A 12,944-nucleotide genomic window follows, 5' to 3' on the forward strand; every position below is an offset into this window, starting at 1 on the left:
AGGATGTGCCCGTGGAGGCACGGGATCGGGTCGTGGGCTGGCTGGGGCCGGCGGCGGTGGCGCTGCTGGCGCTCGGGCTGCGGGTGTGGCACCTGGGACGGCCGAACCTGCTCGTGTTCGACGAGACGTACTACGCCAAGGACGCCTACTCGCTGCTGCAGCACGGCTACGTGCAGGACTTCGTGTCCGACGCGAACGAGAAGATCGTCGACGGCGTCCTGACCGGGCTGACGAACGGCCAGCCGGCCTACATCGCACACCCCGACGGCGGGAAGTGGCTCATCGCCCTCGGTGAGGCGATCTTCGGCATGAACTCCTTCGGCTGGCGGATCAGCGCCGCGGTGGTGGGCGCGCTCACGGTGCTGGTGCTCGCCCGCCTGGTCCTGCGGCTCACCGGGTCGGTGTGGGTGGGGTGCCTCGCCGGGCTCCTGCTCTGCCTCGACGGGCTGCACTTCGTCATGTCGCGCACGGCGCTGCTCGACGTGTTCCTGACGTTCTGGGTCGTCGCGGGGGTGGCGTGTCTCGTGGCCGACCGCGACGCCGTGCGCGCGCGGCTGGACGGCTACGTGCGCTGGCGCCCGTGGCAGCTGGCCGCCGGCGTCTGCTTCGGCATGGCGGTCGGCACCAAGTGGAGCGGCCTCTACGTCCTCGCGGCGTTCGGCGTCGTCGTGGTGGTGTGGGAGGTGCTGGCCCGGCGCACCCACGCGCGGGCACAGGTCGCCGCCGGCACGTCCACCGGGCCGCGGTTCGGCTGGGTCCGCACGACGCTCGCGACCGGCGTCCCCGCGTTCGGCTACCTCGTGCTCGTCGCCCTGGTCGTGTACCTGCTCACCTGGACCGGGTTCCTGCTGCACCAGGAGGCGTACGCCGTCCGGTACGGCCTGGGCGACCCGTCGTGGGGCTCGTACGTCAGCTCGCCGACACCGGGCTTCCTCGGCGGGGTCCTCGACGCGTTCCGGTCCCTGTGGCACTTCCACGTCATGGTCTTCGACTTCCACACGGGCTCCTACCTCGCCGGGAAGACCCACCCCTACGCGTCGAACCCCGCCGGGTGGCTCGTGCTCGAGCGGCCCGTCGCCTTCGACGCGCAGTTCAAGCTGCCGGCCTCGGCCTGCGGGGCGCCCGAGGGCTCGACGTGCATCCGCGAGATCACCGCGCTCGGCAACCCGGCGGTGTGGTGGCCGGCGGCGCTGGCGGTCGTGGCCGCGGTGGTCGCGTGGATCCGCACGCGCGACGGTCGCTGGGCGGTGCCGGTCGTCGGCGTCGCCGCGGGCTGGCTGCCCTGGTTCGGCAGCACCGACCGGCCGATCTTCAGCTTCTACGCCGTGCTCGTGGTGCCGTTCATGATCGTGGCGCTCTGCCTGCTCGTCAACGAGGCGCGACGGTGGGCCGACACCGCCCAGCGTCGTTACGCGGTCGGCCTCGGCGTGGGTCTGCTCGTCGTCGCCGTCGTCGCCTGCTTCTGGTACTTCCTGCCCATCTGGACCGACCGGACCATCCCCTACGACGCGTGGCTCGACCGGATGTGGTTCAGCCGCTGGATCTGAGGGGTCCGGTTCAGCGTGCGGCGGCCCGGGTCGCGGCGCGTCCCTCGAGCGCCAGCCCGAGGATCCAGGCGATCTCCTGCGCTGCGACGGCTGCGGGCTTGGAGGGTCGCGTGATCGAGGAGAGCACGAGCCGCACCACGACCTCGACGGCCACGACGAGCTCGGCGTCGTCGAACGGCAGCGGCGCGAAGCGGTCGAGCAGCTCCTCGCGCACCACGACCGACGCGGCCTCGACGATCTCGCCCGACTCGGTCGTGAGGACGCTGAGGAGGTCGCCGTCCTGCTCCGACGGCACCGACGTGACGATGGTGCGGACGAGCAGACTGCGCTCGCCGAGCTCGAGCGCGCCCTCGCACGCCGACCGGACGGCCTCGACCACGTCGTCCGCGCCGCGCAGGCGGTCGCGCACGACGGCGAGGAACCGGTCGAGCTCACGCAGGGCGAGGGCCTGGGCGAGCGCGTGCTTCGTGCCCAGCTCGTTGTGCACCGTCTGGCGACTCACCCCGGCGAGCCGGGCGATGCGGGCCATGGTGACGGCGCTCCACCCGTCGTCCTCCACCACGTGCTGGGCGGCGTCGAGCAGGCGTTCGCGGGTCGAGGGCACACCCGCACGGTACGCCCTCGCGCCCAGCGCCAGGCCGGTCATGTCGCCCGCAGGGTTTCGGCCAGGTCGTCCGTCGCGGACAGCGCTCCGACGTCGGGCCTGGCCGCCACCGCGATGGCCTGCCGAGCCGCCCGCACCTCGGTGGGGCGTCCGATGGAGACCGCGCCGCGCAGGACCCCGCCGTCGAGCAGGAACGCGGTGAAGTCGCGCTCCTCGAGCGAGCCACGCACGACGAGCTCGTGGGCCGCCGCCGGCCATCCGGTCACCTGCAGCGTGTGGCCGTACTGGTCGGACCAGCACCACGGCACCTCGTCGAAGGCGGCGTCCTGACCGGCGACGTTGCGCCCGACGGCGGTGCCGTGGTTCTGCGCGCCCTGCCAGTGCTCGACGCGTTCCGGACCGCCGCGCAGTGCGCTCGGACGCAGCACCACGTCACCCGCGGCGTACACGTCGGGGGCGCTCGTGCGACCGCGGTCGTCGACGACCACCGCGCCGCGCTCGACGGCGAGGCCCGCGGCGGCGGCGAGTTCGCCGTTCGGCACCATCCCGACCGCGACGACGACCACGGGGGCCGACCAGCGCCGACCGTCCGCAGCCTCGACGACGGTCTCCCCGCCCTCGCCGGCGACGATCGCCGTGACCTCGACGCCCAGCTGGAGGTCCGTGCCGTGCTCCGTGTGCAGCTCGGTGCACAGCCCGCCGAGGTCGGGCGGCAGGAGGTGCTGCAACGGCGACGCGGCCGCCTCGAGGAGCGTCACCTCGGCTCCGAGCTCCCGCGCGCTCGCCGCGATCTCGGACCCGATCAGCCCCGCACCGACGACCACGAGCCGTCCCCCGGGACGCAGCGCCTCGAGCACGCCGTCGACGTCGGCGAGGTCGCGCAGGGTCCGCACACCGGTGGCGTCCGGGGCGGTGATCGCGTCGAGCGTCCGGGCCCGACCGCCGGTGGCCAGCACCAGGCTGCCGTAGGCGAGCTCCTCCCCCGACGCCAGCGTGACGTGGCGCGCCTCGACGTCGACGGCGGCGACCCGCTCGCCCGTGCGCAGCCGCACCCGCTGCGCGTCGTACCAGTCGGCCTTGCGGATCCGGATGTCGTCCGCGGTCTTCTCGCCGCGCACGACCTCCTTCGACACCGGCGGACGACGGTAGGGCAGCTCGGGCTCGTCGCCCAGCAGCACGACCTCGCCCTCGAAGCCGGCGAGCCGTGCGGCACCGACGACGCTCACGCCCGCGATGCCCGCACCGACGACGACCAGCCGGTCGGTGTCACGACCCACGTCTCAGCCCACCTGCGTCATCGTGAAGTCCGCCTTCGACGCACCGCAGTCCGGGCAGGTCCAGTCGTCGGGGATGTCCTCCCAGCGGGTGCCGGGCGGGAATCCCTCCTCCTCCCAGCCCTGCGCCTCGTCGTAGATGAACCCGCACTGCTGGCACTCCCAGACCTTCACTGCTGCGCTCCCTGCTCGGCCTGCCGGGCCCGGGCGGCCCGCGTCTCGGCACTGATGATGTCGCCATCCTGGTCGTTGTGGGTGAACTCCGCCTCCGGCACGAAGTCCACCTGCTCGCGCACGCCGCAGTCCGGGCAGGTCCAGTCCGGGTCGACGGCGGAGAACGCCGTGCCCGCGGGCCAGCCCTCGCGGGGGTCGCCGACGGCCTCGTCGTAGACGTACTCGCAGTTCGGGCAGATGAACCGGGCCATCAGGCCGCCGCCTCGTGCTGGCCGCGGCGGCGGTCGCCGTAGCGGGCGCGGTAGGTCTCGGCCATCCGCGGGTGCAGGTTGGCGCGCTCGACGTCGCCGTCGTAGTGCGCCAGCACCCGCTCGTCCATGACCCTGCGCCAGACGGCGGGGATCCAGGTGGCGACGATCATGCCGGCGTAGCCGGTGGGCAGCACGGGGGCCTCCTTGAAGTCGCGCAGGGCCTGGTAGCGGCGGGTCGGGTTCGCGTGGTGGTCGCTGTGGCGCTGCAGGTGGTACAGCAGCACGTTGGTGCCGATGTTGTTGCTGTTCCAGCTGTGCGACGGGTTGACGCGCTCGTACCGCCCCGACTCCAGCTTCTGACGCTTCATCCCGTAGTGCTCGAGGAAGTTGACCGACTCGAGCAGCCAGATGCCGAGCACGGCCTGGACCAGCAGGTAGGGCAGGATCTGCCAGCCGAAGGCCGCCAGGGCGAGGCCCCAGAGCAGCACGCTGAACATCCAGGCGTTGACGAGGTCGTTCTTGAGGCTGAGCGGGCTCTTCCCCAGTCGTCCGAAGCGCTTCTTCTCCAGCTCCCAGGCGCTGCGCAGGCTGCCGACGACGGTGCGCGGCATGAACTCCCACACGTTCTCCCCGAGCCGGCTGCTGGCGGGGTCCTCCGGCGTGGCGACACGGACGTGGTGGCCGCGGTTGTGCTCGATGTAGAAGTGGCCGTAGAAGGTCTGGGCGAGGGCGACGCGGGCGAACCAACGCTCGTGCTCCTCCTTCTTGTGGCCGAGCTCGTGGGCGGTGTTGATGCCGATGCCGGCGACCATCCCCATGCCCGTGGCCAGCCCGAGCTTGTCGTACCAGGTGAGGGGCTCGGCGATCCCGGGCAGCACGCTGGCCGAGAACGGGTCCCAGCCGAAGATCGTGCCGTCGCCGAGCAGGAAGCAGCCCCAGAGGAAGCCGGCGAGCTGCAGCGGGATGAACGCGTACGTGACCCAGCGGTAGTAGCGGTCCTCCTCGAGCGACTCGATGAGCTCGTCCGGCGGGTTGTTCGGGTCGAGCCCGGCCACGAGGTCGACGAGCGGGACCACGACGAACAGGAAGAACGGTCCGAAGTACCACCACACGTGCCAACCCGTGGCGGCCACGGCGCCCCAGATCACGAGCGGGATGAGGGGGACGATCGCCCCGATGAGCCACAGGTAGCGCTTCCTGTCGGTCCACTGGACGGTGCGTCCGTCGACCGTGGTCGAGAGCGTCATGGGTACCTCCTGGTGCCGGTCACGCCGCGGCGGGGTGCGGCGTGGATCACTTGACAGGACGGTACCGACTGTCAAGTCGCTTGACAAGCCCTAAGGCAGTGTCAAGTGAGCGGCGTCACGTCACCACAGAGCGAGCCGCCCCCGACTGGGAGATCGGGGACGGCCCGCTGAGGGCCCCGGACCGGGGCAACAGGGAAACCGCGGTCCGGGGAGCCTGGGGGCCGGACGAGCCGGCGTCTTCGGTTGTGGTCGTGCGGGGTGTGTCAGTTGATGGCGTAGGCGTAGACGATGGCGGGACCCATGACGATCGCGAACAGCACCGGCAGGATGCAGGTCATCAGCGGGATGAGGATCTTCACCGGCACCTGCTGGGCCTTGGCCTCCGCGCGACGTCGGCGACTGAGGCGCATCTCCTGCGCCTGGCTGCGGACCACGGACGCGACGGAGACACCGAACTCCTCGGCCTGCACGACGGCCTTGCAGAACGTCCTGAGCTCCTCGACGGACGTGCGCTCGGCGAGCGCCAGGTAGGCCTCCCGCCTCGCCATGCCGAGGCTCATGTCCTGCATCAGACGCGACGCCTCCTCGGCGAGCGGACCGGTCCCCCGCTCGGCCGCCTTCGACAGCGCGGCCTCGAAGCCGACGCCGGCCTCGAGCGAGATGACGATCTGGTCGAGCATGTCCGGCAGTCGCTTCTGGATCTCCTCCTGACGCTTGACCGCGTAGTTGTAGACCAGCAGGTCCGGGACCATGTAGCAGAAGCCGATGATGCCGAGCGCGACGAGCGGCATGAGCGGGTTCGTCGTCTTGCTCACGAGCAGCGCCCCGAAGAGCAGGCCGAGCACCGCGGCGGCCGGCTTCATCAGCACGACCCGCTCGCGGGTCCACCCCTCGGGGTGACCGGCGAGCACGAGGTTGCGCTCGAGGCGGCGCAGCGTGGAGCTGGGCGTGAACCGCTCCCAGAGGTCGGCACGGGTGCGGTCGACCTTCACCACGCCGGTGTCGGACGCCGCCTCGGCCTCCGCCGACAGGCTGCGGGCGCGCTTGCGCACACCGCCCCCGCCGGGCGTGGCCACGACACCGCTGCCCATGAGGGCGAGCAGCAGCGCGGAGACGAGCAGGAAGGCTGCGAGGAGGACCATGTCAGAACTCGATCCGCACGATGGACCGCATCCAGAAGCCGCCGAGCACGTACATCAGCCCGCACACCACCATGATCACCTTGCCGATCCAGGAGTCCACGAAGACGCTCATCTGCGTCGACGCGACCATCGAGTAGTAGATCCCGACGAAGACCGGCAGTCCCATGAGGATGTAGGCCGACAGCCGCCCCTCCGCCGACAGCGCCATCACCTGCTCGCGCACGTGGTGCCGCTCACGGATGGTCGCGGCCACCTGGTCGAGGATCTCGTTGAGGTTGCCGCCCGTCTCGCGCTGGGACTCGATCGCCTGGGCGATCCACCGGAAGTCCTCGGACCGCATCCGGTCGGCCACGTCCTCCATGGCGTCCACGAGGTCGCGCCCGATGCGGTACTCGTTGACGACCCGCGAGAGCTCCTCCGACATCGGCGCCTCGGCGTCGTGGGAGGCGGCGTCCATCGCGCGGGGCAGGCTCTGGCCCGCACGCAGCGACGACGCCATCATCTGCAGCAACGGCGCCAGCTGGCCGGCGAACCGCTTGCGGCGCCGCGCCACCTTCACGCGCACGGCGGTCTTGGCGACGACCGGCACCAGCAGCGACAGCAGGAAGGCCGCGACGACCGGCACCTGCAGCACGACGAGGCCGAGGAAGGTGGCCCCGCCCAGCACCATCACCGTCACGACGAGCGAGGCGACCGACCGCCGCACCCCGGCGAGCTCGAGCTCCTCCGCCGAGAACGGACGCCAGCCTCGCCGGCTCAGCACCTTCTCGACGACCTCGACGGCACCGTCGTTGGCTCGCCGCATCAGCGGCTTCTGCTCCACCACCGCGTAGGCGGCCACGCGTCCACGCGTCCCACGCGTCTCCGGCACCCCGACGAGCGCCAGGTATGCGCACACCAGGGACCCGATCACCAGCACCGCACCGATCACCAGCACCGCGCTCACCCCACCCTTGCCTGGCGGACCAGGTGGTCCAGGTCGAACACGATGCCGTGGTCGGCGAACCGCTCGCTGAAGCGCGGTCGGATGCCGGTCGGCACCGCGTTGCCGCGGAAGCGTCCGTGCTCGTCCACGCCGGCGGCGAAGTCGAAGGTGAAGATGTCCTGCAGCACGACCGTGTCGCCCTCCAGGCCCATCACCTCGGTCACGTTCACGACGCGGCGCGACCCGTCGCGGAGCCGCTGGATCTGCACGATCAGGTCGACCGCGCTGGCCGCCTGCTCGCGGATGGCGCGCAGCGGCAGGTCCATGCCCGCCATCAGCACAAGAGTTTCCAGGCGCGACATCGCGTCGCGCGGCGAGTTGGCGTGCAGGGTCGACAACGAGCCGTCGTGGCCCGTGTTCATGGCCTGCAGCATGTCGAGGGCCTCGCCGCCACGACACTCGCCGACGACGATGCGGTCGGGCCGCATGCGCAGCGAGTTGCGCACGAGGTCGCGGATGGTCACCTCGCCCTGGCCCTCGATGTTGGCCGGCCGGGCCTCCATGCGCACGACGTGCGGCTGCTGCAGGTTGAGCTCCACGGCGTCCTCGATGGTGACGATCCGCTCGCCGGCCGGGATGAAGCGGCTCAGCACGTTGAGCAGGGTCGTCTTGCCGGTGCCCGTGCCGCCGCTGACCAGGATGTTCAGCTTGGCCTGCACACAGGCCTGCAGGAGGTGGGCCATCTGCTCGGTCATGCTGCCGAACCCGACGAGGTCGCTGACCGTGAACGGGTCCTTGCTGAACTTGCGGATGGTCAGCGACGACCCGTCGACGGCCAGCGGTGGGATCACCGCGTTCACGCGGGACCCGTCGGCCAGCCGGGCGTCCACGAGCGGCGACGACTCGTCGATGCGGCGCCCGACCTTGCTGACGATGCGCTCGATGACGCGGCGCAGGTGGTCCTCGGAGGCGAAGCGCGCCGTCACCTGGGTGAGCCGACCGCGCCGCTCCACGTACACCTGGTCGAAGCGGTTCACCATGATCTCGGAGATGGTGTCGTCCTCGAGCATCCGCTCCAGCGGCCCGAGCCCCAGGGCGTCGTCCTCCACGTCGCGCACCAGCCGACGGCGCTCGTCGGAGGTGAGCAGCAGCTGCTGGTCGCCCTCGATGACCGAGGTCAGCTCCTCCCGCACGAAGGCGTGCAGCTGGTCCTCGGTCAGGCTCGGGTCGTTGATGCGCGCGCCGATGCGCCCCATGAGGGCCTCGGACGCGCGCGCCTTCATCGACGCGTAGGCGTCGCCGAGCGCGCCCGAGCCGTCGACGTCCTCCAGCTCCTCCGTCTCGACGACGGTGCTGCTGAACGTGCTGGCCTCACGCGCACTCGCGAGCCGGTCGCTCAACCGCATGTCAGGCCACCTCCAGACGCTTGTGGCCGGGCTTGCTCTCGGCGGCGCGCGCCCGGTCGTAGACCTTCCTGGCCAGGGCCTTCACCGACTTGACGAACGGGTTGGAGCGGCTGCTGACGCTCAACGGGACACCCTTGTTGGAGGCGACGGGCACCTCCTTCGCACGCGGCATGACCACGTCGACCGGGACACCGAGCATGGCCTCGACGTCCTTGACCTTGAGCCCGGACTGCTTGTCGGCGAAGTTCAGCACCACGTGGCGCGACGCCGGCAGGATCGCCAGCTCGTTCAGCAGCTCGATCTCCTTGCGCACGCTGCGCAGGCACGCGATGTCCATCGTGCTCACCAGCACCGCGTCGTCGCTCGCCTCGAGCGCCCCGAGGGTCGCCTCGTCGAGCCCGGCGGCGGTGTCGACGACGACGTAGCGGAACTGCTCCTGCAGCTGGCGCACGAGGGCGGTCACCTGCTCGGAGGTCACGTGGTCGTTGGCCGCGGGAGACTCCGCGCCGCACAGCACGAAGAACCCGGCGGTGTGCACCGTCAGGTACGTCTTGAGCAGCAGGTTGTCGCGGGCTCCCGGCCCGAACGCGTCCTCGAGCGTGTGGCTCGGGCGCAGGTCGAGCACCGTCGACACGTCGCCGAACTGCAGGTCGAGGTCGACGAGCACGACCTCCATGGGCGACTGCTGCGCCAGCGCGACCGCCAGGTTGGTGGCGATGCTGGTCTTGCCGACCCCGCCCTTCGGCGAGAGCACGGTCAGGGTGCGCGACCGGAAGTCGACCGGCGCCGCGGGCCTGGCCAGCTTGAGCGGATCGTTCGCCGTCGCGGGCGTGCGGGCGTCGAGCCGTGCGCGCAGACCCGCGAGCAGGTTGGGGTCGTCGATGCTGGGGGCGACGTCCCGGATGCCGGAGCGCATCGCCTCGAGCATGACCTCCTTCTCGGTGGCCGCGACGAGCACGAGGTCGACGTCGGGTCGTACCGCCGCCACCTCGCGCGCCAGGGCCATGGAGGCCTGCAGCGGCACCGCTGCGGTGAGGATCATGGCGTCCGGGATCACCGTCGGGTCCAGGCCGCGCAGGAAGCTCGAGGAGTCGCCCTGCATGGCGTCGGCACCGAGCGCCACGCACTGGTGACCGATGGTGCCCTCGACCCGTCCGGCGAGCTCGTCGTCGCCGCCGACGATCAGCACGAGGCTCATGGCGCGACCACCTGGCTGTCGACGGTGCGACCTCCACCGGTGTCGGTGTCGGTGGTCTGCTTCGTCAGCCAGACCTTGCCGAACTCCATGGCGTTGACGATCTTCTCGGCGTCGACGGTCCGCACGGCGACGGTCACGGTGGCGCCGGAGGCCACCTGCGCGTCGCCGATGCCGGCGGTGACACCGAGCACGCGGACCCGGTTGACCGCCACCGCGGTGCGCCCGTCGTAGCTGGCCATGACGCCCACGAGGTCTCCCGGAGCCAGTGCACCTCCCACGATGCGCTGGCTCTCGAGCTGGACGGCGAGCTCCTGCATCCCCTTCGGGACGGCGGTGTCGCCCTTGACGTCGTCGGCTGCCGCGAACTTGGCGGCCGTGAGCTGGTCGCCCGGCACGAGCACGCCCTGCGTGACCTCGCCCTCGACGTCCGAGAGGTCGGTGAGGGCACCAGGCACCACCGCCGCCTTCGGCAGCTCGACGGTCTCGACACTCTTCGCGAGCTCGCTCGCCGGCGTCTTGGTGGCCACCTCCTGGGTGACCCGCAGCACCGTGGTGCGTTCAGTGCCCTCGAAGGCGCGGTCGTCGGCGCCTTGGGCGTAGACGACGAGCGCGGCGAAGCCGAGCACCGCCAGCAGCACCGCAGCGCCGATGGCCAATCGTTGCTTGTTCACGACAATCTCCCTGTTCCCGTGAAGCGTGCGCCCCGTGACCCCGGGACGCGGGGGCGGTGGGGATCACGACAGGACGCCCCGAGATGCTGCTGCACCCCGTCGCGGGACGGTCCCTCACCCTGTTGCCTGATGTGCCGCCCGACGGGCTCCCTTTCCGGTGGGCGGCGGGGGACGTCGCTGAGGCCTCAGATCCTCCGTGACGTCCGTGGTGCGGCGACGGGGGGGGGGGGGGGGGGGGGGGGGGGGGGGGGAANNNNCCTCCCCCCCCCCCCCCCCCCCCCCCCCCCCCCCCCCCCCCCCCCCCCCCGAAACCGTCCGCCTACTTCTGCAGCTCGGTCACGACCGTCTGGAAACCGGACTTGACCTCGGTCCCGAGCGTGAGCACCACGCCCACGATCACGGCGGCGATCAGGGCGACGAGCAGGCCGTACTCGACGGCGGTCGCACCCCTCTCGTCACGGCGGTCCTGCGCGGTGGCGATGTAGGCCAGGATGGTCGACAGTGCGTACATGATGTGACTCCCTCAGTGTTTCGAGCCCCGGTTCCCCGATTGCTCCGTCACCCCTGTTGGTGACGCTCCCTGAGAAACAGTTAAGTCCGAAAGTCCCGGTTTGTCATCCGAGTGACGGGCCATTTTTTATTAGTCCGGTCGGACTATGGCGTTCGTCACACTGCCTGTGTGGCGCAGGTGTCAGAACGACGGCATGCGCTCGAACAGCCCGCGCACCTCCTGACCGAAGATCACTACGCTCGCAGCGATGACCGCGGCGATGAAGACGGCCAGCAACGCGTACTCGATGGCGGTCGCGCCGCGCTCGTCATGGGTCATGGTGCCCTCCTCCGGACGTCGTCACGGTAGAGGAACTAGTCCGGCAAGGGTGCCCAAACCGCCAAAGACGTGGTGTCAGGCATCACGTTCAGGGACCTTGGACAGGGCCACCAGCACGAGCTGGGTCTGCGACACGCAGGTCTGCAGGACGACGTCCGCACTCGGGCGCAGGTCGCGCACGAACACGTCACGACGCTGGTGCCGGTCGACGACGTCGACCCGGTAGAGACCGGCGTCAACGCCGGGGCCGTCCAGCTCGACGACGTCACCGCGGTCGAGCCCCGGGATCCAGGCCGCGCCGCCGCAGTAGTCGTGCTCGGAGACCAGCAGCGGACGTCCCGCCTCCTGCACGTCGATCGCCACCGGTCCCCGGCAGGCGTCCAACGGCGCCTCGAACGTGGCGAGCGTGGCCGCGGCTGACATCGTCCGTCGCACGTCCGGACGGGGCGCGGGCGCCTCCGGCGCAGCCGTCAGGGTCGGCAGGCGCGCCGCGGTGAACGACTCGCCGCCGCCGGGTCCCACGGAGCTCGTGCAGCCCGCGACGAGTGCAGTCGTCACCGCAGCGGCGGCGAGCACACCAGGACGGACAGCCATGTACCGATCGTAGGCGGAGGTCGCGTTCGGCGGCACCCGTGAGGTCGGCCGACGCACGATGTCGATGCATGACCTCGGCCGACCCGGGTACTCGACCAGCACGGGCTCGTCCCCCTGGCGGGCCCTGAACGGTGCGGGCCCGTCCCCCTGGCGGGTCCGCACCCTCATGTCGGAAGGCCCTGTGCCCTCACCTCGTCTCCGCTGGGTCCTCGACCTGTCCGCGACCCTCGCGCTGGCCGTCGCCGCGCTGGGCACGGTCGGCACGACGCTGCTGTTCGGCGTGTGCGCGCACGGCGTCGACATACAGCCAGGTGACGTGGGTACGACGACGGCGTGACGACCTCCAGGAGCTCCGACACCGACCCCAGCACCACCGCACTCGTGCTCATCGACCTGCAGGAGGACTTCCTCGCCGCACCGGGCCTCGCCCGACGCCGCGCCGGCCTGCTGGCCGCCGTGCACTGGTGGGTCGGGCAGGCGCGGCACCACGGTGCGCCCGTCGTCGAGGTGCGCACGGTGCTGCCGGATGACCCGGCCACCTGGGCGCTGAACATGCGCGAGGACGACAGTCCGGTCGCCCTGGAGGGCACGGCCGGCGCAGGCCCAGTGGCAGAGCTGGCGGACGTCGCCACGATCCTCGTGACCAAACGTCGCGACGACGCCTTCCTCGGCACCGACCTGCTGGAGGTGCTGCAGGACCATCACGTGACCCGGCTGCTGCTCGCCGGCGTCGCCACGCAGGCATGTGTCGCGATGACCGCCGCGAGCGCCTACGCGCACGACTTCCGCGTCAGCCTCGCCGGCGGGGCGGTGGTCTCTGACGACGAGCACGCTCACCGGGAGGCTCTGCGCTGGCTGGCAGAGGAGTATCGCCAGGACGTCCGGGAGCCCCGCGAGGGCTGGCCGACGTCCTAGCGACGTCCCCGCGCGTGTGGTCGACATCGCCGCGATGTCGTGGCCGCCACCACGCTGGCAGGGTCAGTCCTGCTGGCCTTCGGTGAGGCCGAGTTCGTGTTCGAGTTGGGTGATGCGTTGGGGTGCGTCGGTGGTGTGGTGGGGGTCGGTGGCGATGACGCGGTGGA

General features: G+C 71.3%; 16 protein-coding genes. 3 read left to right on the forward strand and 13 right to left on the reverse strand.

Going from position 1 to position 12,944, the window contains the following annotated elements; translation table 11 throughout:
* The first annotated feature begins 11 nt into the window (after positions 1-11).
* Entirely contained in the window at positions 12-1,547 is a 1,536-nt protein-coding gene (locus tag AC3WRM_RS12570) for a dolichyl-phosphate-mannose--protein mannosyltransferase (protein WP_492247058.1), read from the forward strand.
* A gap of 10 nt (positions 1,548-1,557) precedes the next feature.
* On the opposite strand, the gene AC3WRM_RS12575 is transcribed toward AC3WRM_RS12570, so the two are convergent.
* The 13 genes from AC3WRM_RS12575 to AC3WRM_RS12635 form a co-directional block, all read right to left on the reverse strand.
* Positions 1,558-2,151, reverse strand: coding sequence for a TetR/AcrR family transcriptional regulator (locus tag AC3WRM_RS12575; protein WP_492247059.1), 594 nt, complete (start codon positions 2,149-2,151; stop codon positions 1,558-1,560).
* Between the two features lie 38 nt (positions 2,152-2,189).
* Entirely contained in the window at positions 2,190-3,428 is a 1,239-nt protein-coding gene (locus tag AC3WRM_RS12580; protein WP_492247060.1) for an NAD(P)/FAD-dependent oxidoreductase, read from the reverse strand.
* A 3-nt stretch (positions 3,429-3,431) separates the two neighbouring features.
* Positions 3,432-3,599 (reverse strand): rubredoxin, encoded by a 168-nt coding sequence (locus AC3WRM_RS12585; protein WP_492247061.1) that lies wholly within the window; start codon positions 3,597-3,599, stop codon positions 3,432-3,434.
* A complete protein-coding gene (locus AC3WRM_RS12590) occupies positions 3,596-3,850 on the reverse strand; it encodes a rubredoxin (protein WP_492247062.1) in 255 nt (84 codons plus the stop codon). The genes AC3WRM_RS12585 and AC3WRM_RS12590 overlap by 4 nt, the downstream gene beginning before the upstream one ends.
* Complete coding sequence (locus AC3WRM_RS12595; protein ID WP_492247063.1) at positions 3,850-5,097, reverse strand: alkane 1-monooxygenase; 1,248 nt, start codon at positions 5,095-5,097, stop codon at positions 3,850-3,852. The genes AC3WRM_RS12590 and AC3WRM_RS12595 overlap by 1 nt, the downstream gene beginning before the upstream one ends.
* 263 nt (positions 5,098-5,360) lie before the next feature.
* Complete coding sequence (locus AC3WRM_RS12600) at positions 5,361-6,239, reverse strand: type II secretion system F family protein (protein WP_492247064.1); 879 nt, start codon at positions 6,237-6,239, stop codon at positions 5,361-5,363.
* Between the two features lies 1 nt (position 6,240).
* Positions 6,241-7,185 carry a type II secretion system F family protein gene (locus AC3WRM_RS12605; RefSeq protein ID WP_492247065.1) on the reverse strand — a complete coding sequence of 315 codons (945 nt, stop codon included), beginning with the start codon at positions 7,183-7,185 and terminating at the stop codon, positions 6,241-6,243.
* A complete protein-coding gene (locus AC3WRM_RS12610) occupies positions 7,182-8,570 on the reverse strand; it encodes a TadA family conjugal transfer-associated ATPase (RefSeq protein ID WP_492247066.1) in 1,389 nt (462 codons plus the stop codon). Before AC3WRM_RS12610 ends, AC3WRM_RS12605 begins: the two co-directional genes overlap by 4 nt.
* 1 nt (position 8,571) lies before the next feature.
* Entirely contained in the window at positions 8,572-9,768 is a 1,197-nt protein-coding gene (locus AC3WRM_RS12615) for a CpaE/TadZ family protein (protein WP_492247067.1), read from the reverse strand.
* A complete protein-coding gene (cpaB, locus tag AC3WRM_RS12620; RefSeq protein ID WP_492247068.1) occupies positions 9,765-10,439 on the reverse strand; it encodes a Flp pilus assembly protein CpaB in 675 nt (224 codons plus the stop codon). Before cpaB ends, AC3WRM_RS12615 begins: the two co-directional genes overlap by 4 nt.
* 319 nt (positions 10,440-10,758) lie before the next feature.
* The gene (locus tag AC3WRM_RS12625) at positions 10,759-10,950 is read right to left on the reverse strand and encodes a Flp family type IVb pilin (protein ID WP_492247069.1); all 192 of its coding nucleotides are present in this window, start codon (positions 10,948-10,950) and stop codon (positions 10,759-10,761) included.
* 180 nt (positions 10,951-11,130) lie between these two features.
* The gene (locus tag AC3WRM_RS12630; protein ID WP_492247070.1) at positions 11,131-11,268 is read right to left on the reverse strand and encodes a Flp family type IVb pilin; all 138 of its coding nucleotides are present in this window, start codon (positions 11,266-11,268) and stop codon (positions 11,131-11,133) included.
* A 75-nt stretch (positions 11,269-11,343) separates the two neighbouring features.
* Entirely contained in the window at positions 11,344-11,862 is a 519-nt protein-coding gene (locus tag AC3WRM_RS12635; protein ID WP_492247071.1) for a hypothetical protein, read from the reverse strand.
* 181 nt (positions 11,863-12,043) lie between these two features.
* On the opposite strand from AC3WRM_RS12635, the gene AC3WRM_RS12640 reads away from it, so the two are divergent.
* Positions 12,044-12,199 carry a hypothetical protein gene (locus tag AC3WRM_RS12640; protein ID WP_492247072.1) on the forward strand — a complete coding sequence of 52 codons (156 nt, stop codon included), beginning with the start codon at positions 12,044-12,046 and terminating at the stop codon, positions 12,197-12,199.
* Positions 12,196-12,777 carry a cysteine hydrolase family protein gene (locus AC3WRM_RS12645; RefSeq protein WP_492247073.1) on the forward strand — a complete coding sequence of 194 codons (582 nt, stop codon included), beginning with the start codon at positions 12,196-12,198 and terminating at the stop codon, positions 12,775-12,777. Before AC3WRM_RS12640 ends, AC3WRM_RS12645 begins: the two co-directional genes overlap by 4 nt.
* The last annotated feature ends 167 nt before the right edge of the window (positions 12,778-12,944 follow it).

Source organism: Aeromicrobium sp. EU05-FHT14F07, from assembly GCF_058790455.1.

Bases quoted from the DNA above. Each gene is read 5' to 3' on its own strand.
- AC3WRM_RS12590 (WP_492247062.1), bottom strand. From the start codon at position 3,850: ATGGCCCGGTTCATCTGCCCGAACTGCGAGTACGTCTACGACGAGGCC.
- AC3WRM_RS12595 (WP_492247063.1), bottom strand. From the start codon at position 5,097: ATGACGCTCTCGACCACGGTCGACGGACGCACCGTCCAGTGGACCGAC.
- AC3WRM_RS12600 (WP_492247064.1), bottom strand. From the start codon at position 6,239: ATGGTCCTCCTCGCAGCCTTCCTGCTCGTCTCCGCGCTGCTGCTCGCC.
- AC3WRM_RS12610 (WP_492247066.1), bottom strand. From the start codon at position 8,570: ATGCGGTTGAGCGACCGGCTCGCGAGTGCGCGTGAGGCCAGCACGTTC.
- AC3WRM_RS12615 (WP_492247067.1), bottom strand. From the start codon at position 9,768: ATGAGCCTCGTGCTGATCGTCGGCGGCGACGACGAGCTCGCCGGACGG.
- AC3WRM_RS12625 (WP_492247069.1), bottom strand. From the start codon at position 10,950: ATGTACGCACTGTCGACCATCCTGGCCTACATCGCCACCGCGCAGGAC.
- AC3WRM_RS12630 (WP_492247070.1), bottom strand. From the start codon at position 11,268: ATGACCCATGACGAGCGCGGCGCGACCGCCATCGAGTACGCGTTGCTG.
- AC3WRM_RS12635 (WP_492247071.1), bottom strand. From the start codon at position 11,862: ATGGCTGTCCGTCCTGGTGTGCTCGCCGCCGCTGCGGTGACGACTGCA.